The organism is Psychrobacter sp. R86515 (assembly GCF_042466315.1).
Lineage (GTDB): Bacteria > Pseudomonadota > Gammaproteobacteria > Pseudomonadales > Moraxellaceae > Psychrobacter.
Map to the genome: position 1 here is coordinate 3158573 of NZ_JAXHCC010000001.1, position 19811 is coordinate 3178383.

Sequence of the window (19811 nt, forward strand, 5' to 3'; positions counted from 1 at the left end):
TATTGTGAGATAGACAACATGATTGAGGAGATTAACTAAGCTAAATATACCAAATTAATTTTAGATAATGATGGGTAAAGATGTAATTTTGATACCTATACATTTTATAGTCTATATAAGAGATTTAGAGCCATATAAATATAAGCCAAATGCCAATTGCAAGATATACTTGCAAATACTAATAGGGCTGATTATAAAATCATTTGCAAATTAACTATCAATGCAATAATATCTTGCATTAGTGTTTAACTAAAATGTTTAATATATCTCTGCACAGAATATTTACTGATTAACAAAGGCTCAAACGACAATGTCTGACGACAATAGCAAAAGTACGCAAGCGGAACGACTGGTACAGTTGCGCCGTGACAAAGGATTTACTGCTGAGCAGCTAGCACAAGCCATGACAGCCGCTGGTGCAAAAGTGAGTCGTGGTGCTATTTCAAACTGGGAGCGCGGTACCAACGGCATTGTCTCATCCAAGCTGCCTACGCTCGCGCGTATTTTGGGCTGTAGTGAGGGATATCTGTTGCGCGGCGACCTCAACAATGAGGCTATTGATTCAGACGAGTCGACATCATCTGTAGAGCGCAATGAACATCAAGAAATAGGCAAGGCTTCACATACCCAGTCAGATATTAAGACAACTGAGGCTCAATCGCCGACAACTCCTACTGCTGGTAAAGACTCAAAAACCAATTCGACAACCAACCCGAAAAACGGTCATGCTATGAACACTATAAAAAAATCTGATAAATTACAAAACGTTTGCTATGACATTCGTGGTCCTCTATTGCAAACTGCCAATAAGATGGAAGCAGAAGGCAAACGCATATTAAAATTAAACGTGGGCAATCCAGCGCCTTTTGGTTTAGAAGCCCCGCATGAGATTTTGCGCGATGTCGCTATGAACTTATCTGAGGCGACTGGTTATTCAGACTCACAGGGGATTTTCTCAGCGCGTAAAGCCATTTTGCAATATTACCAATCTAAAGGTTTGTTATCGGCCGTTGATGTGCGTGATGTGTATTTGGGCAATGGGGTTTCTGAGCTTATCGTCATGACCATGCAGGCATTGATGAACGATGGTGATGAAGTCCTAATTCCGATGCCAGACTACCCGCTTTGGACTGCCGCGGCTAACCTCGCTGGCGGTACTGCCGTTCACTATCGCTGCAATGAAGAAGACAACTGGCATCCTGATATTGAAGATATTAAGTCTAAAATCACGAGCAAAACAAAGGGCATCGTGGTTATTAACCCAAATAACCCGACAGGTTCACTTTATAGTGATGAGCTATTAAAGCAAATCATCGAAGTTGCTAAAGAGCATGATTTAATCATCATGGCTGATGAGATTTACGACCGTATTCTCTATGATGATAATGTCCATACTCCAATGAGCACCTTAACTGACGACGTGCTGGTACTTTCTTATAATGGCTTGTCAAAGTCACATCGTATCGCAGGTTTTCGCTCAGGTTGGATGATGGTATCAGGCCGTAAGCAGCACGCAGCTGACTTTATTGAAGGCTTAGATATGCTCGCATCTATGCGTCTTTGCTCTAACGTGCAAGGACAATATGCTATTCAAACCGCGATGGGTGGGCATCAGAGCATGCAAGACCTGACTTCTGAAAAGGGTCGCCTATATAAGCAACGTGAAATGGCAGTCTCACGTCTTAATGCTATTAAAGGCATTTCTTGTACCATGCCTCAAGGCGCGTTTTACTGTTTTCCAAAAATGGATCCAGAGGTTTACCCTATCACCGATGATATGGATTTTATGATGGACTTGCTCGTTGAAGAAAACGTATTGATGGTTCAAGGTACTGGGTTTAACTGGGACAGACCCAACCATTTCCGTCTGGTGTTCTTACCTAACTTGCTTGACCTAGAGAATGCGATGGATAGATTAGACAGATTTTTTGCCAAAAAACGTAAGCAATTTGGTACCGAGTAAATCGTCATACATCATTAAAAAAACGCTTATCGGCATGATGCTGATAAGCGTTTTTTATTGCGTTGAACCTAATTATTCAAACTCAATTATGATAATTCACTGATAAAAACAGCACATTAAAAAATATTGCTCAATACGAGATAACTGATAGCTGACATAGTAGCCGCTGCAGGCAGTGTCACAATCCAAGCCAAGCCAATCGGCTTCATAAGCTTCCAGTTAGTATCTCTGTTGACGATACCGATACCCAGTACCGCACCTACTAGCGTGTGAGTACTTGATACAGGCAGACCCATCGTCGATGCACCCATCACAACAGCTGCTGCTGCCAACTCAGCTGAGAAGCCTGAAGCTGGATGCATTTTTGCTAGATTGGTACCAACGGTTTGAATCACTTCTTTACCAATGAACCAAAGACCAACGATTAATGCTACACCAAAAGTCAGCATGACAGCAGGTGGCACAGCAGCTTCCGTAGCGATACTATTGGTACGAATCACATCCATAATGGCGGCGAAAGGACCAACGGCGTTGGCGATATCGTTTGAGCCATGGCTAAAGGCAAAAGCTGACGCGGTAAAGACCTGCATCCAGCTAAACATAATGAACGTCGCTTTGGTCAAATCTTCTTTATGCTTACCGCGGATACTCTTGGTATAGATATAGGTCGCTAACCATACTAGCGCCGCTATCATACCCATAATCAAGAAGCCCTGTAGTGTGGTCAGGCCGCTATTAACATTTTTTAGACCTTTAAAGACGACTAGAGAAGTCATCACCGCACCACCTGCGGCAGCAATGATAGGTACCCATTGCTTAAGTGCTTTTAGAGTATCAAGGCTACTGCGCTCATTTTCAATATCATAAAGCTTTTTGTAGTAATCAGTTTCTAGGTCTTCAACGATACAATCGTCATCTTTATAGATTTCCTGATCACGTAACATCGCTGACGTATAGGCCAATTGCTCAGACTCTGTCAAACCATCCAAAAACTCTTTATGGTTTTGCTTTAAGACTTTTTTATTGCCTTTTAGCGTCGCAATATAGGCTTCGGTTTTATCATTATATTCAATGATGTTTTTCTTGATTTGTCCATATAAAAGATAAGACAACACGCCACCTAGTAGCGGTGACAGCACCCAAGAAATAGCGATAGTTCCAACCGTTCCCCAGTCTACCGTTGATAGCGCCATGTCCGTACCACCTAACGTGATACCTAAAACAATGGAGCTACCAATCACACCGCCAATAATGGAGTGAGTGGTCGAAACAGGCAGACCTTTTTTGGTCGCAAATAACAGCCAAAATGCTGCTGCAACCAATGCGGAGAGCATGACATAAATGAACTGATTGGGCGTCACTGATAGACCATCTAGATCGACGATGCCGCTTCGAATCGTATCAGTCACCTCCCCGCCTGCAAGGACTGCCCCCGATACTTCAAATATCGCGGCAATACCCAATGCTTGCGGGATAGTCAACGTCCCTGCACCCACCGAAGTACCAAAGGAGTTGGCGACATCGTTACCACCGATATTGAATGCCATAAAGACACCAAAAGCGGTCGCCACGATGAATAGCGTCGTTTGCTGACGCATGGTGTAATCTAAACCCCACCACAAAAAGTAGGAAGTCATCGCAATCAGTAAAATGGCAAAAAATAGATTTATTCTCATAGAGCCAACTGGCTTGACTGACTCTGTAGAACTGCTGCTAATACCCATACGTTAGTACGTCCTGCGTAAGCTGATTAAAATTATATGAGGTTGATAATATTGCGCTGCTACTCACAGTACTTGTTACGGCATCTAATGAAGTAGCATATATAAAATATATAACATGCGGTTAGAAGGTCTTAAACCGACTAGAGCGAAAGTAAATAATACATCTCTCAACATGTCACAAAGCCGCAAGTGATATTGCCAAATCGTCTGATTACAGCATCTTGCGGCTTATATATTTCTTAGCGATATTTGTGGTACTACTAACAGCTATTGTAACAATTTTTGTCGTAATTATTAAGTTATCTATACTAAATAACCAAAACACGTTATTTGCTAAATTAAAATTATTATTTAGCAGAAGCTGTTTCGCGCTCTATTATATTAAATATGAGCACATAATGCATAATGATATTGCGAGATTTGTAACTGCGAGTGTATACGGACAAGACCACACTCTATAAAAGACAGGATAGCTCGAATATGGTTCGAGCCATCCTACTTAGAAAATACTTAGAAAATACAATTATATAAATCTATAATAGTCCTTAAACTTCAGGCATCTTTGACAACTATTTGCTTTCAGTCAGTGCAGACAACTGCTCAATCGCATGATCTAGCACGTCCAATCGTGCTTGGCGCTTTTCATTGGTCGCAATAACACACCATGGCGCTGTCGTTGTATCCGTGCGTGCCAGCATATCTGCTGCAGACTGCACATAGTCTGACCATTTATCACGGTTACGCCAGTCATCATCTGTCAGTTTAAATTGCTTATGCGGTGTTTCTTGACGATCTTCAAACCGTTTAAGCTGCTCTTTTTTATCAATCGCTAACCAATACTTGATAACCAACGTTCCTGCTGCTACCAAATCTGCCTCGAAACGATTAATTTCATCATATGCTCGTTGCCATTCATTAGGAGACGCAAATCCTTCGATGCGCTCAACCAACACGCGCCCATACCACGTACGATCAAAAATGGCGATACGGCTAATACGATTGGTTTGCTCGTCAGGCAATCTCGTCCAGAATCGCCACAAGTAAGGATGCTGGGTCTCATATAACATCGGTGCGCCAATATTATAGATTTGATACTCACGAGGATCTAGTGGGGCGACCAATCTTTTGATTGCACCGCCCTTTCCCGCAGCGTCCATTCCTTCAAAAGCAAACACAACATGCCGACCTTGGCGTGCACGTAGCAACTCAGCTAGTTTTGCTTGCTTCTCCGCCAACGCCTCACGATAGTCGGACTTACTGATTTTTTTATTTTTAATAGACGTCAGCTGCTTAGGTATCGGTACAGGCTCAAACTGTTTTTGCTTAGTAGCTGAGTTAAGTTCCAGTGTCTCGGACTGAGGATGATTTTCTGACGTTTCATCGTCATCGTCATTGCTATCTGTCCGACTACTCGCCAGCGCGGTTTGCATAGCATGTAGAACCAAGTGACAAAAGTTATCAGCGGCCTCTAATTTATCGTCACCATCAATGATGACCCAATCATCCTGTTGACGCAGCAAGGTCACAGCCACCTCATTAAACTTCTCGATGACTTGCTTGTTGTTCCAGTCAATTTGATACAAAAACTGCGGATCTGCCTCATCATCCTTTAAGCGACTGTGCAACGTTTCAATATCGACATGAAACCAACATTTTAATAATTTGGTTTGATTGGCAATGAGGTCGTTTTCAAATGCCTTTAGCGTGTCTAACTGCTGCTGTAGATAGTCTTGCCACTGAGCGATAGGAAGCGAATTTTTATCTGTCTGACCTTTATCATTTGATAATGCTTCAAGGTTCTCACTATCTGATGTCGCCAGTCGCATGACATTGTATAATAAATCAGCATACCAGTTGCCGAAATACACCATGACATCACCATGGCGCGGCATGGCACTAGTATGCGCTTGCCAAATGGGTTGATAGTTCAATGGCGAATGACCAATGGTTGCCTCAACTTTAAGCAGCCTTGGATCCACCCATTGCCTTAACTGCTTAACGGCGGTACCTTTACCCGCCTGCTCCATTCCATTAACTAGCACCAATAGACCTGTTGGTTTATTGAGGGTCGGCGGCGTTTGCTGGCGAGTGGCTTTTAAAGCATACTGAGCTGTTACCAATGCCAATCTAAGCGAATCCTCATCCAATGAGAACTGACTTAAAGGATTGGGCTTTAGACGCTGTTTCACAACTTGCTCACTAAATTGTGTACTTACCGCTTGTGGTGCTTTTGGTTCAGTAGTATCATTTTTTTGAGACATGATTACACTCGCTATTATTGTTATTGGGTTGCTTTACCGTTGAGTGACTTATGGGGTAGCTATTAATAGGATAACTCTCAACATTTCTATCTCATCGCTCATTTTTATCTCATTTAATCATAGCACTGCACCAATTGAGTAAATAATATTGCTGTGTAACAGATTGGTATTTGTATTCTTAATTATTTTCTTTTAAGGTGAACACAATTTTGGGTATAGGATAAAACAGTTGTTGAAAACCTTATAACCCTAATCCACTATATTTAAAACAACCATACTCAAATTTGATTACCCTTTAATTCTACAGGATTCACTGCCATGACCGCTTTAGCTGATTTACAACAGCATTTGACACGTTTTTGGGTGATGCCTCATCACCAAAATGATGAATTAAATGCTAAGCTCAAAGAAGTACAATCATGGCAACAAACACGTCTCCAGCAGACGCATCGCGAGCTATTTGAACAACCCAAAAACCAATTAATGGCAGATTACTTTCTCACCCAGCTGTATGGCGGCGAAGAGTTCAAATTATTAGCAGAGCAGTTGGCACGTATCCTGCCAAAAGCGAAAAAGCTAGAACGTCTTGCCAAAGAGTCAGCCCTAGAGGCTGGTAGCATGGGCATCCAAGCGGCGATTTTTGCCATTGAGCTAGATCTGCATTTAGCCCAGTGGTTACTCGCTCAGGATTTACCAGTGAATGAAGAGAATATGCTAGCCGCCTATCGTACTGTCGACGAAGAAGACGAGCGCCGAGTTCAGATTGCCAATCTAAAAGACGTCTGCTATCGCACGGACAAACATCTAAATTCGTTTATGCTCAAAAAAGCCTTTGCACTAGCAAAAAGTACAGCCTATCGTCATGGCTACCAGCCGCTTTATGATTTTATTGATACAGGTTTTAAGGCCATGAAACCTCTGACCAGCGTCAGCGATTTTATCGAGCCGTTCTGCAAGCGTGAACTGTCCATTATCGATCAGGTTCATGATACGGATAATGGCAGTAAGCCGGTAGCGTTTGGTGTATCATAAGCTCAATATGCTAAATAGTTAATTGACGCTTATTATTTAACGATTTTCTCCGATAAAGACAATCATAAAAATAAATTCCAGGACAACATGATGACTGATAATTCAAAAGATAGCAGCGCTCTTTCTAATCAAGCCACAACGACCAATGGTCATTTGCAAGACAAACTGGTAAAAGACAGTATTGCTCATAATCAGCAGATTAGCGCGCAGATATTACGTAACCAAACAACCAATGTCGTGCCGAGCAAGAATAATAGCGTTGCTAGTGATGACAATAGCGATTTTACTAAAGTTCAAGATTTACCAACTGGGACGCCGCAAGGCCAACAAACTACTATGCCAAATAACGATCAAACGACTCGCACAAACACTTCAAAGCAAACAATAAAACAAACGCTATTCAATCAGCGTGATGATATCAATAATCCGCACACGCCTGAAACAGACGGCAACGAGCAGACGCATTTCGGTTATAAGACCGTCAATAAAGCAGAAAAACAAGCACGTGTGGCTGACGTATTTACCTCTGTTGCCAAAAAATACGACATCATGAATGATTTGATGTCATTTGGTATTCATCGTCTGTGGAAACGCTATGCGATTAGTCTATCAGGCGTGCGTGCTGGTCAGCATGTACTTGATATCGCTGGTGGTACAGGCGATTTGGCCAAAGTATTTAGCCGTGAAGTCGGTAGAAATGGCCACGTGGTACTATCTGATATCAATGCTGCGATGCTAGAAGTGGGCCGTGAGCGCCTAATCAATGCTGGTTGTAATAACGTCGATTTTGTATTAGCAAACGCTGAGACATTAGCCCCTTTTGATGACGAAAGCTTTGATTTGGTCACCATTAGCTTTGGTCTGCGTAACGTCACTGACAAAGATGCCGCGCTAAAATCTATGTATCGCGTCCTAAAGCCAGGTGGTCGTCTATTGATTCTAGAGTTCTCAAAGCCAGTATTTGAGCCACTATCTAAAGCTTATGACTTGTATTCATTTACCGCGTTGCCAGTGATGGGTAAACTGATTGCTAATGATGCTGAAAGTTATCAGTACTTGGCTGAGTCAATTCGTATGCATCCTGATCAGCAGACACTTAAGCAGATGATGCAACAAGCTGGGTTCGAGAACTGTGATTATCATAACCTGACTGCTGGTATAGTGGCTGTCCATCGCGGCTTTAAAGCGTAACGCTAAAGTACGATTGGCAAGACTATTACGTTTAACAGACCCTATTGAACCTAACACGAACACACGATGCGCTGATGTATCTAATGCAAAGGCGCTCACTTAACGATGCGAGAGCCTTATGCTGACTGTCCTTCTATTAGCTGGTGCCGAAAAGCTAATTAACATTGCCATTGCTAGTGATGAGATTACCAAAGCAGGTTTAGCGCCGCTTGCAGGTAAGGTGTTACGTCTTAATATGGGACTACCTGAGATTCATTTAGATATCTTGTTTACTCAAGAGCGTTTGCGCTTTGAGCCGGTCACGACAGAGAGCATATTTGAGCCAAGTGGCCAAATGAGTGAGCGCCAAAAAGCCAGCATGGAGCGCGCACGTTTTGGTCACAGTCGTCCAGACTGTACTATCACTGTAGATAATGCCGCTCAACTACTCAATCTAATGCGCGGTGCGGAAGGTAACCTGCCAATCGCTGGCGATTACAAAGTGCTAATGCAGCTCAAGCAACTGGTTGCAGGATTTGATCCTGACGTGGCTGGACAGCTTGAACCATTTATCGGTAAACCAATGGCTAGCCAATTACATCTTCTTATCTCTCAGCTCAAAGGTAGCTGGCGTCATAGTGCCAAACGTGCTTTTGATGACGTTAGTGATTGGGCCAATGAAGTGGCTGGCAATAGCATACCTGACCCTATCGAGGTGGCTGAAGTAAATGATCTAAAACAGCAACTGTTAAAATTACGTGCTGACGTCGAACGGGAAGAAGCCAAACTTGCTGCTATCAAAGAAGAGCAAGCGCAGTTTCTTAATAACTCGTTTCATCAATAGCCGATTGCATCAATCATAAATAAGCGCTATTACCGATGGCACTATTTATGATTAAGCACAGCGCTTACCCCATTTTCGTCTTTGTTTAGAGTACCTAACCTCATGCTATTATCGCACCGCGCTCGTCTACTTGAGCTTTGGCGTATCGCCGCAATGTATCGCCTTGATACCCATTTTTCTATCGAAGAAGCACCGCAGCTGCAGCCTTTGGCGCGATTAATTCGCATGCATCCAGCAGCATGGGGCAAGAAGCACCAACCAAATGCGATTAAGTATGCGCTTGAGGACATGGGTACGCTGTTTTTGAAACTGGGCCAGTTACTCTCAACGCGTCGCGACTTGGTACCGCCTGAGATTATCGCTCAATTGATTCAATTGCAGGACAAAGTTAAGCCTTTTGACGCTGATATCGCTGTCGCTCAAATTCAGCATCCTAAACATGGTCTTGGCCAGTCTATTGAAACCTTGTTTGCACGATTCGATATTAAACCGTTAGCGGCCGCTTCTATCGCCCAAGTTCATACTGCTGCTCTACATGATGGGCGTGAAGTCGTGGTAAAAGTGGTTCGCCCCGATATTCGCACTGTGATTGTTTCTGACTTTGAACTACTGCGGGAATTGGCAAGTTGGGCATCTGCTCGTATTGAAGCGGCACGTGCCATTCATATCATCGATATTGTCGAAGACTATCGGCAAGTCATGCTCAACGAGCTTGATTTGACACTTGAGGCTGATAATACTACTCAGATGCGTAATAACTTCTTGGGTTCAGCATTGATGTATGTGCCTGAAGTTTACGACTCTGCCAAAAACGTGATGGTCATGGAGCGTATCCAAGGTGTCCCTATCTCACAAGTTGAGGTGTTTGATCAGTTAGGCTATGACCGTGCAGCGCTTGCAGAAAAAGGCCTAACGATATTTTTTACTCAGGTCTTCCGTGATAACTTCTTTCATGCTGATATGCATCCAGGCAATGTCTTTGTAGAGACGCCACCTGTGCAAACTCTACATGCAGGTATGGCAGCAGTTGATTTAGGTCATGAACCACGTTATATCGGGCTTGATTGCGCCATCATGGGCACTTTATCAAAAGACGATCAGCTCATCGTGGCACGGATGTTACTTGCCGTAATGAACAATAACTTTACCGCTGTGGTTGATATCGTCAGTCGTGCAGGTTGGATACCACCAAATGCTGATAAGCATGCCCTGATGCGTGATATGAAACGTACCGTCGGCCCTATGCTACAGAAGTCAATCGATGATATCGACTTTGCTGGCGTACTGATGCAGATTTTGGACATTGCGCGTAGACATCATATGAGTATCCCGCCGCAGCTGATGCTTTTGCTAAAAACCTTGGTCCATGTGGAAGGACTCGGTCGTGATTTATATCCTGATCTAGACATTTGGTCACTTGCCAAGCCAATTCTAAGCAGTTGGATTAAAGAGCAATTAGATCCTATGCGTAATCTACAGCAACTGCGTCAACAACTGCCTGAAATGCTTTTGTCTACTACTGATATTCCTAAACTATTAGATCAAGGTCTACAAAGCATTGCCTCACAGGGTTCTCGTCAGGACAGTCAATTACGTGAAATACAGCAGATTCGCGCTGACATGCTAAATGACCGACGTCGTGACTGGTTAGCACTCGCAGGGTTTGCTATTTTTATTGCTATCGCTACGCAAGTTATCGGCTGGCTATCACCTATATTTTATATACTGGCGGTCTTGGTAGTTGTTTGGCGAATTTTAGCTTAGAAATCAGATTTATTTTTAATCAATCAGTTCAGAAAATTTTTCACAATTTTAGACTTAAACAAAAAATGCGCCTACTTTCAATCAAAAGTAGGCGCATTTTTTACGCTGAATACTATAGCATCTGATCGATTGCCATCTGTGTCAGTACGCGGCCACGAGCAGTACGCAGCACATAACCTTGTTGAATCAGATACGGCTCAATCACATCTTCAAGGGTTCCACGATCTTCAGCCATCGCTGCTGCCACCGCTTCAACACCAGCAGGACCACCATCGAAGCGCTCGTGCAATATTTCGATATAGCGTCTGTCTAGATGATCAAGACCGCGTCTATCCACTGCCAACATATCTAAAGCGCTACCAGCAATCGCACCATTAATACTACCATCGCCTCTTACCTCGGCATAGTCACGTACGCGGCGTAATAGGCGGTTAGCAATCCTTGGTGTACCACGTGCACGGCGGGCAATCTCTACAGCGCCATCTTCACTCATTGGTACACGCATTAGACGTGCTGCGCGACTAACAATCGTCGTTAGATCAGCGATATTATAAAATTCGAGTCGCTGTACAATCCCAAAACGGTCACGTAGCGGTGACGTCAATAGCCCTGCTCTAGTTGTTGCTGCTACCAAGGTAAACGGTGGCAAATCAAGCTTGATAGAACGCGCAGCAGGCCCTTCACCAATCATAATATCTAATTGGAAATCTTCCATTGCTGGATAAAGGATTTCTTCAATAACCGAGCTTAGACGGTGAATTTCATCAATAAACAGCACATCACCCGCTTCTAGGTTGGTCAGCATGGCTGCCAAATCTCCTGGGCGCTCAAGCACAGGCCCTGAAGTAGAACGCAGATTACCACCCATCTCACGAGCGATGATATTGGCAAGGGTCGTCTTGCCCAGACCCGGTGGACCAAATATAAGTGTGTGATCTAGCGCTTCGTCACGGCCACGAGCAGCACCGATGAACACTTCCATCTGCTCACGTACCACCGGCTGACCAATATACTCGGCCAATAATGCTGGTCGGATATTGGCATCAGGAGCATCACTTGCGCCTTCTAGCGGATTAATTAAACGATCTTGCGTCATAGAATTTATCATTATATTAAAAAATTAGTTAACAAATAGCATAACCAAACGCTGCGCATAAGTCATGTAAAACCTTATTAAGCGAGCACTAAAACGAAAATAAGCGACATTTAATGTCGCTTATTAATTTAATACATTATGTGGTTGTCATCGATAGACGGCTAATTAATATGAATTAAAAGCCAGATAATTGCTGTAAAGTGGCTTTTAATAAGCCTTGAGTATCAGCAAAAGTATCTCCTTTACTCTTAGCAGCCTTGATCGCTAGCTGAGCTTCTTTTTCTTTGTAACCCAAGCTAATCAATGCGCCTTCTACTTCAGCGATGATACTACCTTCGTGAGAAATCGTAGTTTCCTGAGGCGTCAATTCAAACGCACCATTATCAACGTCGATATTCTTTAACTTGTCTTTTAGCTCAATCAATAAACGTTGCGCCGTCTTTTTACCGATGCCTGGGATACGAGTTAATGCCGTCTCCGACTCTTGCTCGACGTGCATCTTTAGCTCAGCTGCTGACATTGCAGACAGCATAGCCAAGGCCATTTTTGCCCCAACCCCGTTAATTTTAATTAACTGGCGAAAGACATCACGTTCTTTTCGATCGATAAAGCCGTATAGCAATTGGGCATCTTCGCGAACATGGAAATGTGTCCAAATGCTAGCTTGTTCATTCAGCTGTAACTGACAAAACGAAGGCAATGGCAGTTCGATATCATAACCCACACCAGAGGTCGTCATGATACAAGCCGTCGGTGCCATCAAATACTGCACCTGTCCGGTAATCAATCCAATCATTATTTACGACCTCTTATGTGGAATATTATAAAATAAGCTGCTACTTCATGATTAACAACTACGTTCTCCAACACAGTCTTATTGGTAAAAGTTCACCATACCTTCAAGACTGGTTGGGCGAATTTTGTGTGCTTGACCTGCAGAGCCGAACGCTTCAAAACGATTGGTACAGATATCTGACATCGCTACCATAGACGCTTTAAAGTATTTGCGTGGATCAAATTCACTTGGATTTTTTGCAAGGAATTCGCGGATAGCACCAGTTGATGCCAGACGTAAATCCGTATCGATGTTTACTTTACGCACACCATGCTTAATCGCTTCAACGATTTGCTCAACTGGCACGCCATAAGTTTCGCCAATATCACCGCCATTTTCATTAATAACTTTCAGCCATTCTTGTGGCACTGATGAAGAACCATGCATGACAAGGTGAGTATTAGGAATACGAGCATGAATCTCTTTTACGCGCTCAATAGATAAAATATCGCCTGTCGGTGGACGTGTGAACTTATAGGCACCGTGACTCGTACCGATAGCAATTGCTAACGCATCGACATTGGTATCTTTTACAAACTGCTCAGCTTCATCAGCACTGGTCAAGAGCTGCTCATGATCCAATACGCCTTCTGCACCAGAGCCGTCTTCTTCGCCTGCCATACCAGTTTCAAGACTGCCCAAGCAACCGATTTCGCCTTCTACAGAGACACCACAAGCATGAGCCATCTTAACAACTTCGCGCGTGACGCTAGCATTGTAGTCATAATCCATTGGCGTTTTGCCATCTTCACCAAGTGAGCCGTCCATCATCACTGATGAAAAACCTAACTGGATTGAGCGTTGGCAGATAGCTGGCGACATACCGTGATCTTGATGCATTACTACTGGAATATGTGGCCATTCTTCGATCGCAGCGATAATCAAATGACGCAAAAATGCTGACCCTGCATAGTTACGTGCGCCTGCACTGGCTTGGACAATGACAGGTGAATCACAAGCATCCGCAGCCATCATGATTGCACGCATTTGCTCTAAGTTATTGACGTTAAAGGCAGGAACACCATAGCTGTGTTCAGCGGCATGATCTAGAAGTTGACGTAAGGATATTAGGGCCATAAGACGCTCTCTGATTAGATTTTGAATAGTATTTTAAAAAACAGCTTGATAGCAATCATTTCACTGTATATTCGACCATACTGACCGTATATAGGCTAGTGAAAGTCTGAATGATATTGGATATGATTACCACGCGGTGATTATAGCAAAAATTGTTCTGTCTTCGTAGCGGTTGACCGACTATTTGTCAGTCTATACCGTCTCTTGATATCAGTTTAATTTTATAAACTGTCACTTTATAAACTGTTATGATGTCATACAACGCAAAAAGCCTTGGCAATCACCAAGGCTTTTCTAGTATTTTGAGGCTTATAAAGCAATGACCCTTTTTAAGAGTTATTTACCGATGATTATCTATCAATCGATATAATCCCAGTAAATCAGTCATTATAGTGCTTAGTTATCGCGTAGCTTAGTACTGTTGCTCTGCATCAACTGCAACATCATTTGCGCCATCAGCGACAGCGTTAGCGCCATCAGCAACAGCTTCAGCAGTATTTTCAACCGCTGTGTTAGTACTTTCAGCAATAGCATCGCCAGTGTTTTCTAGAGCGTCTGTCGCAGCTGCACCAGCAGTGTCAGCGCCTTCAGCAACTTCAGCACCAGCGTCTTGAGCAGCAGCTTCAGCTTCAGCAGCAGCAGCGTCTGTTTCAGCGGCAGCAGCATCAGCGTTTGCAGCAGCATCATCGCCAGCAGATTCAACAGCAGCTTCTGTGTTTTCTTCTGTTTGTTGGCTACATGCAGTGATTGCAAAGGTACCAGCAAGTACGCTAGCAAGTAATAAATGACGTTTTAACATAATAAACCTCTCGTAAATAATGCATGTCAAAATACATGGTCGCGCTATTTTATAGAGTGCGAATCAGACATGCAATAATAATTTTCAGTATATAAATAAATAATTACTGCTTAATAATAATCGATGACTATTGCACTTACTTATGTCAATAAAAACAAGCAAATCAACAGCCAAAATATTATTTTTACAGACTACCTTAGTTATTTAAAGTTAGTTGTACGTCTAATGTTACTAAGCTACAGAGTATCGTTAATTAGTTAGGTATCTATTTGCAGTGCAGCGACTGCTGGAAGTACTTTACCTTCAACAAACTCTAAAAACGCACCGCCACCCGTTGACATATAACTCACACCGTCAGCAACCTGATATTTATCGATGGCCGCTAACGTATCACCGCCGCCCGCGATAGAGAAACCATCACTGTCTCTTACAGCAGTAGCTAATATCTGTGTGCCTTGCCCGAAAGCATTAACTTCGAAGACACCCACTGGACCATTCCATAAGATAGTTTTTGCATTGATAATGGCATCGGCAAGCTGCTTTGCGCTTTCTGGTGCGATGTCCAATATCATGTCATTGTCACCGATCGCATCAACTGATTTGATCGTTGCGGTGGCTTTTTGCAATGAACCAGTAAAGTCAGCGAAATCGATGTCGTTTTTATCAGCGACGACGACGTATTCAGGCAGTAGAATTTCAGTCTTGGTCATAATGTCACGTGCAGTATCTAGCAAGTCTGCTTCGTACAATGAGGCGCCAACACTGTGACCTTGTGCTGCTAAGAAAGTATTGGCAATACCGCCACCAACGATAATCTGTGTGCAAACTTCAGCCAAGCTGTGTAGCACTTCTAATTTGGTAGACACTTTTGACCCACCAACGATAGCAAGCATTGGCTGTGCTGGCGTTTCAAGCGCTAGGCTCAAAGCATCAAGTTCAGCGGCTAACAATGGCCCTGCACACACAGTTTTGTCTGCTTGACGCATCGCTTGCGTAACGCCTTCTGTTGATGCCTGTGCACGGTGCGCTGTACCAAAAGCATCCATCACAAACACATCGCATAAATCAGCATACTTTTTCGCTAGCGTGGCATCGTTTTTCTTTTCACCGTCATTAAAGCGTACATTTTCTAATAGAACCACTTCACCAGATTTTACATTGGCACCTTGGGTAAGGTAATCACTATTAAGACGTACAGGTGTCGATAATTGCGAGCTTAATTTGTCCGTCAAATAGTCAGCAACTGGTGCCAATGAATATACAGCTTCAGGACTGCCTTCTGTTGGGCGGCCTAAATGTGAGCAAACAATTACCGCAGCGCCTTTTTCGAGCGCCATTTTGATGGTAGGAAGACTGGCTTGCAAGCGCGCATCGCTCGCGACCTTACCGTCTTTAATAGGCACATTTAAATCTTCTCGGATTAAGACCACTTTATCCGTTAAGTTCAACTCACTCATACGCAAAAAATTCATCACCTGCTCCTATGCATCAATATATCTGTTAATTTGCGATTACTGTCGTTACTGATATGACTATTATAGTCCGCTCTATATAAATCAGATTCAGTGCTAAGCTCGATCAATCCACTATTTTGTAGCACTCTCGCTCGCCTGCCATATAGCCAAGCTATTTTATACCCGTGCTATATAGTCACTATCAGCTTTATCACTTTTTAATGTTTTTTAACGCTTGGCTCTTACACTTATCAAACCACTCTAATAGGTCGATGAAGTAAGCAGAATTTAGCGGCGGTGTATTCTACCAGTTTTCTAGCGCAGTCTCACAAGCAACCTGTCACAAATTTCAGCATGTTTAAAATATTTAGTCTATATTCTCAGACCATTATTCGATGACAACAATTGCCGTTGCTAGCTTTAAGCATAGTCAATAAACCGTAACATTTCGTGGTGGTACTCAGCAGTCAAGCTCTTTATGATAGAAACATTGACAATAAAAATAATCCATTAGGAGAAAATAATGAGCATTAACTTACACACTGCGAAACAAAACCTATTAAAATTAAAAGATGAGTACGAATCTCGAATTGATAAGATAGAAGATCACATTCAAAATCCACAAGATGATCTCAATGAACATTGGGAAGATCAGGCTATATCCTATCGTCAAAACGACATGCGCAAAAATTTGATGAGCGAGGCACGTCAAAGCTTAATCTATGTCGAAAATGCATTGAGTCGAATTGAAAATGGTACTTATGGCGAGTGCGAAGTTTGCGGCGAGTCAATCGAAGAGCAACGCTTAGAAGCGCTACCCTATGCCACCTTATGTATGGAACACGCTGAGTAGCGCTGTCATATTAATATTCTATTGTAAGACTATTGCTACTCCAAAACCTCTCTAAGAAGAGTACTTCAAGTAGGTATTTTCCATTTAGAAAATGCCTGCTGCCATTCATGACAACGCTGCGCTATGTTTGCTACTGGCAAGTCCATGATATCCCCGACTACTGCTACAAGCGCAATGGGCAAATCTACCAGCTCTGAGACATTTTCTGCGGTTAGCCCGCCTATTACACAGATTGGTATGCCTTGCTGACACCCTTCCACAAGCTGCTGACGCGAAATGACATTAGCATTTGGCTTAGTTGTAGAAGTAAATACAGCACCCATCGCAGCATAACTTGCGCCGTCATTTTTTGCTTCTTTAATCAGCGCTACATCACCATGGCAGGTACGACCGATGATTTGATGCGGTGATAGAGACTGTAGAGCATCACCGATACTGCCGTCTGTTTGACCAAGGTGTACCCCAACGCCAAGCTTTTCGGCCAACTTCACGTCATCATTAATTACAACTGGCACGCTATACGTTTTAGCTAACTCAACGATTTTTTGCGCCTCATCAAAAAACTTTAAAGCTCCATCAGGTAGACTAAGAACTTGCTTACGACGAATTTGTAATAGCGCAATTAATCCTGTCGACAAGGCTGCCTCTAGCTTTTGATATAACAGCTCAAATTCATCATCGTTGGTCAACAAATATAGCTTAGGCATAACTGAGGAAAATGATGAACGACTCATAGCGTTTATCCTTAATTCTTAAATTCAACACAATAAAAAAGCCGTTATACGATATAACAGCTTTTTTATATATTTAGAATAGCAAACTTACACTGTACGGCGTGTAGCCAAACTATTTAAGATATTTTTAGCATCACCCCAACGTGTTGCTGAGCTGTTTGCTCCTAAAATAACAATAATCGCAGGGCGATTGTTGACCCGAGTTTCCATCACCACGCAACGTCCGGCTTCGTTGATAAAGCCTGTCTTAGAGATACCGATTGGATAGCTACCGTCACGAACCAACGTACTGGTATTACTGGCTTTATAGGTACGGTTACCACTTGAATAATTTGAGACAAAAAAGTCATAGCTCTTAGTGGTAGAAAAACGACGAATCACATCATAGTTGCCAGCAGCACGTACCATCTTGACCAAATCTTTTGACGAAGCTACGTTGCGCTTATCAAGTCCAGTTGGATCACCAAAAAACGCCGTATTCATACCTAAGTCTTGCGCTTTACGATTCATCGCACGCATAAAGGCATCATAGCCACCTGGGTAGTTACGTGCCAGACTCTTCGCTGCTGGATTTTCAGACTTCATTAACGCCATCAATAGCATCTCAGCACGGTTTAAACGATCACCTGATTTCAAACGTGAGCTTGCACGCTTTGGACCAACGAAATCTTCTGGATCAAGCGTGATTTCTTCACGCATATCAAGGCCAGCATCCAACACGACCATAGCCGTCATAACCTTAGTAATACTAGCCATTGGGCGCGCGATATCAGCATCTTTTTCATAGATAGATTCGCCTGTTTCAGCATCAATCACCGCAACACTACGTGAATCGGTGCTAATCGGAATCATATCACTGCTACCGAAAGCCCCACGATAAGTTGTATTGTAGCGGGCACTATTGGTGTTATTACTACTCGCAAAACTATTAGTATTTGTAATATTGGTAGTACCATAGCCATTATCGACTTTCTTAATAGCAGAGCCATTAGACTTGTACATAATGTTGCGGGCTTCAGACAAGCTATCAGCGCCGCCCCAACTCAGGCGTGCACTAGAGGCAGTGTCAGTGCTACCATTAATTGTAAGTGCGGCTTGTGCAACACTGCCCAAACTCAATGAAATCATAGCAGCGATCAATTGCTGTTTGGTTAATGGTAGTTGCTTCATTATGCCTCCTGCTGTCGCTATTACGCCAGTTACATATTGTCTGACGCCAAAAACGTACGTAGCGTTTATAGATGTGTTTGTAAGTACTCACATAGAGCTTTTGTATTTTTAGTGTATCATGGTTTACATTTAAGTTTAATCTATCAAACTGATTTAGTAGTTTTTTTTGGCTTCGTTCAAACTTTACTACAACCAATTTATATTCTAGAAACATCAATTCACACTGTAGCAATATAACTTAACTTCGAATGTTATGATTACTCGTATTTTGTTATATTAATTAGCGATTTTTGAATATACAAAGATGACAATAACGGTTGACATATATTCATTTTTTATACTATTTGAACCTAATAAAGCGTTCATTCTGACAATCAATAAAGAGTATGGTTATGATTAAAGTATTAGTGGTAGATGATCATGATTTGGTACGGATGGGTATTAGCCGTATGTTGTCAGACAGCCCCGATATTGAAGTGGTAGGTGAAGCAGACAGCGGTGATATGGCTATTAAACAAGCCAAACAATTACATCCTGATGTGATTTTACTAGACGTTAACATGCCGAATATTGGCGGGCTTGAAGCAACCAAACGTCTGATACAACTCAACATGGGTATCAAGATTTTGGCGGTCAGTAGTATGTCTGCACAGCCCTATCCCTCAATGCTGATCAAAGCAGGTGTGAATGGTTACATTACCAAAGGCACGCCGCTTGATGAAATGATACGTGCGGTCAAAAAGATTTATCAAGGAGGTCGTTACTTCAGTCAAGACGTCGCTGAACAGTTAGCGGATGTTTTATTATCTGATAATGCAAACTCACCTTTTGACTTATTAAGTGACAGAGAAAAACAAGTGGCCATGATGGTTGTTAATTGTCAAAGCCCTCAGCAAATAGCTGATCAATTGTTTGTTAGTGTCAAGACCATTAATACGTATCGCTACCGTATTTATGAAAAAGTTGGGGTTGATAGTGATGTTAAATTGACTCATTTGGCCATTCGTCATGGTCTGATTCAACCATAAACCATTT

Annotated in this window: 16 protein-coding genes; 7 read left to right on the top strand and 9 right to left on the bottom strand. The window is 42.6% G+C overall.

The window, feature by feature from the left end:
* Positions 1–310 precede the first annotated feature (310 nt).
* A complete protein-coding gene (locus tag SJY28_RS12955; protein ID WP_379544785.1) occupies positions 311–1963 on the top strand; it encodes an aminotransferase class I/II-fold pyridoxal phosphate-dependent enzyme in 1653 nt (550 codons plus the stop codon).
* Positions 1964–2079: 116 nt separating this feature from the next.
* Here SJY28_RS12955 and SJY28_RS12960 read toward each other — a convergent pair whose 3' ends face one another.
* Positions 2080–3687, bottom strand: a complete 1608-nt coding sequence (locus SJY28_RS12960) for an inorganic phosphate transporter (RefSeq protein WP_101206393.1) — start codon at positions 3685–3687, stop codon at positions 2080–2082.
* Positions 3688–4256: 569 nt separating this feature from the next.
* On the bottom strand, positions 4257–5948 hold the full coding sequence (locus SJY28_RS12965) for an ATPase (protein ID WP_379544786.1): 1692 nt from the start codon (positions 5946–5948) through the stop codon (positions 4257–4259).
* Positions 5949–6266: 318 nt separating this feature from the next.
* On the opposite strand from SJY28_RS12965, the gene SJY28_RS12970 reads away from it, so the two are divergent.
* The 4 genes from SJY28_RS12970 (at position 6267) to SJY28_RS12985 (ending at position 10758) form a co-directional block, all read left to right on the top strand.
* Positions 6267–6980, top strand: a complete 714-nt coding sequence (locus tag SJY28_RS12970) for a hypothetical protein (protein WP_379544788.1) — start codon at positions 6267–6269, stop codon at positions 6978–6980.
* Between the two features lie 90 nt (positions 6981–7070).
* Complete coding sequence (ubiE, locus tag SJY28_RS12975; protein ID WP_379544789.1) at positions 7071–8171, top strand: bifunctional demethylmenaquinone methyltransferase/2-methoxy-6-polyprenyl-1,4-benzoquinol methylase UbiE; 1101 nt, start codon at positions 7071–7073, stop codon at positions 8169–8171.
* Positions 8172–8289: 118 nt separating this feature from the next.
* Complete coding sequence (locus tag SJY28_RS12980; protein ID WP_379544790.1) at positions 8290–8994, top strand: SCP2 domain-containing protein; 705 nt, start codon at positions 8290–8292, stop codon at positions 8992–8994.
* A 102-nt stretch (positions 8995–9096) separates the two neighbouring features.
* Entirely contained in the window at positions 9097–10758 is a 1662-nt protein-coding gene (locus SJY28_RS12985; protein WP_379544791.1) for an ABC1 kinase family protein, read from the top strand.
* Positions 10759–10870: 112 nt separating this feature from the next.
* Here SJY28_RS12985 and ruvB read toward each other — a convergent pair whose 3' ends face one another.
* The 5 genes from ruvB to SJY28_RS13010 all read right to left on the bottom strand — a co-directional run bounded on the left by ruvB (position 10871) and on the right by SJY28_RS13010 (position 16037).
* On the bottom strand, positions 10871–11854 hold the full coding sequence (gene ruvB / locus SJY28_RS12990; RefSeq protein ID WP_057760949.1) for a Holliday junction branch migration DNA helicase RuvB: 984 nt from the start codon (positions 11852–11854) through the stop codon (positions 10871–10873).
* Between the two features lie 175 nt (positions 11855–12029).
* Positions 12030–12650: a Holliday junction branch migration protein RuvA gene (gene ruvA / locus SJY28_RS12995; RefSeq protein ID WP_191113941.1), complete on the bottom strand. Its 621-nt coding sequence runs from the start codon at positions 12648–12650 to the stop codon at positions 12030–12032.
* 78 nt (positions 12651–12728) lie between these two features.
* A complete protein-coding gene (gene fba, locus SJY28_RS13000; protein ID WP_057760953.1) occupies positions 12729–13766 on the bottom strand; it encodes a class II fructose-bisphosphate aldolase in 1038 nt (345 codons plus the stop codon).
* Positions 13767–14178: 412 nt separating this feature from the next.
* Positions 14179–14565: a hypothetical protein gene (locus SJY28_RS13005; RefSeq protein WP_379544793.1), complete on the bottom strand. Its 387-nt coding sequence runs from the start codon at positions 14563–14565 to the stop codon at positions 14179–14181.
* Positions 14566–14822: 257 nt separating this feature from the next.
* Entirely contained in the window at positions 14823–16037 is a 1215-nt protein-coding gene (locus SJY28_RS13010) for a phosphoglycerate kinase (protein ID WP_379544795.1), read from the bottom strand.
* Positions 16038–16542: 505 nt separating this feature from the next.
* Between SJY28_RS13010 and SJY28_RS13015 the strand changes: the two genes are divergently transcribed.
* A complete protein-coding gene (locus SJY28_RS13015) occupies positions 16543–16872 on the top strand; it encodes a TraR/DksA family transcriptional regulator (protein WP_379544796.1) in 330 nt (109 codons plus the stop codon).
* Between the two features lie 65 nt (positions 16873–16937).
* Here the strand turns inward: SJY28_RS13015 and SJY28_RS13020 are convergent, their stop codons facing one another.
* Positions 16938–17606, bottom strand: coding sequence for a thiamine phosphate synthase (locus tag SJY28_RS13020; RefSeq protein WP_379544798.1), 669 nt, complete (start codon positions 17604–17606; stop codon positions 16938–16940).
* 87 nt (positions 17607–17693) lie between these two features.
* Positions 17694–18776 (bottom strand): serine hydrolase, encoded by a 1083-nt coding sequence (locus tag SJY28_RS13025; protein ID WP_057760963.1) that lies wholly within the window; start codon positions 18774–18776, stop codon positions 17694–17696.
* 392 nt (positions 18777–19168) lie between these two features.
* Between SJY28_RS13025 and SJY28_RS13030 the strand changes: the two genes are divergently transcribed.
* Positions 19169–19804 carry a response regulator gene (locus SJY28_RS13030; RefSeq protein ID WP_379544800.1) on the top strand — a complete coding sequence of 212 codons (636 nt, stop codon included), beginning with the start codon at positions 19169–19171 and terminating at the stop codon, positions 19802–19804.
* The last annotated feature ends 7 nt before the right edge of the window (positions 19805–19811 follow it).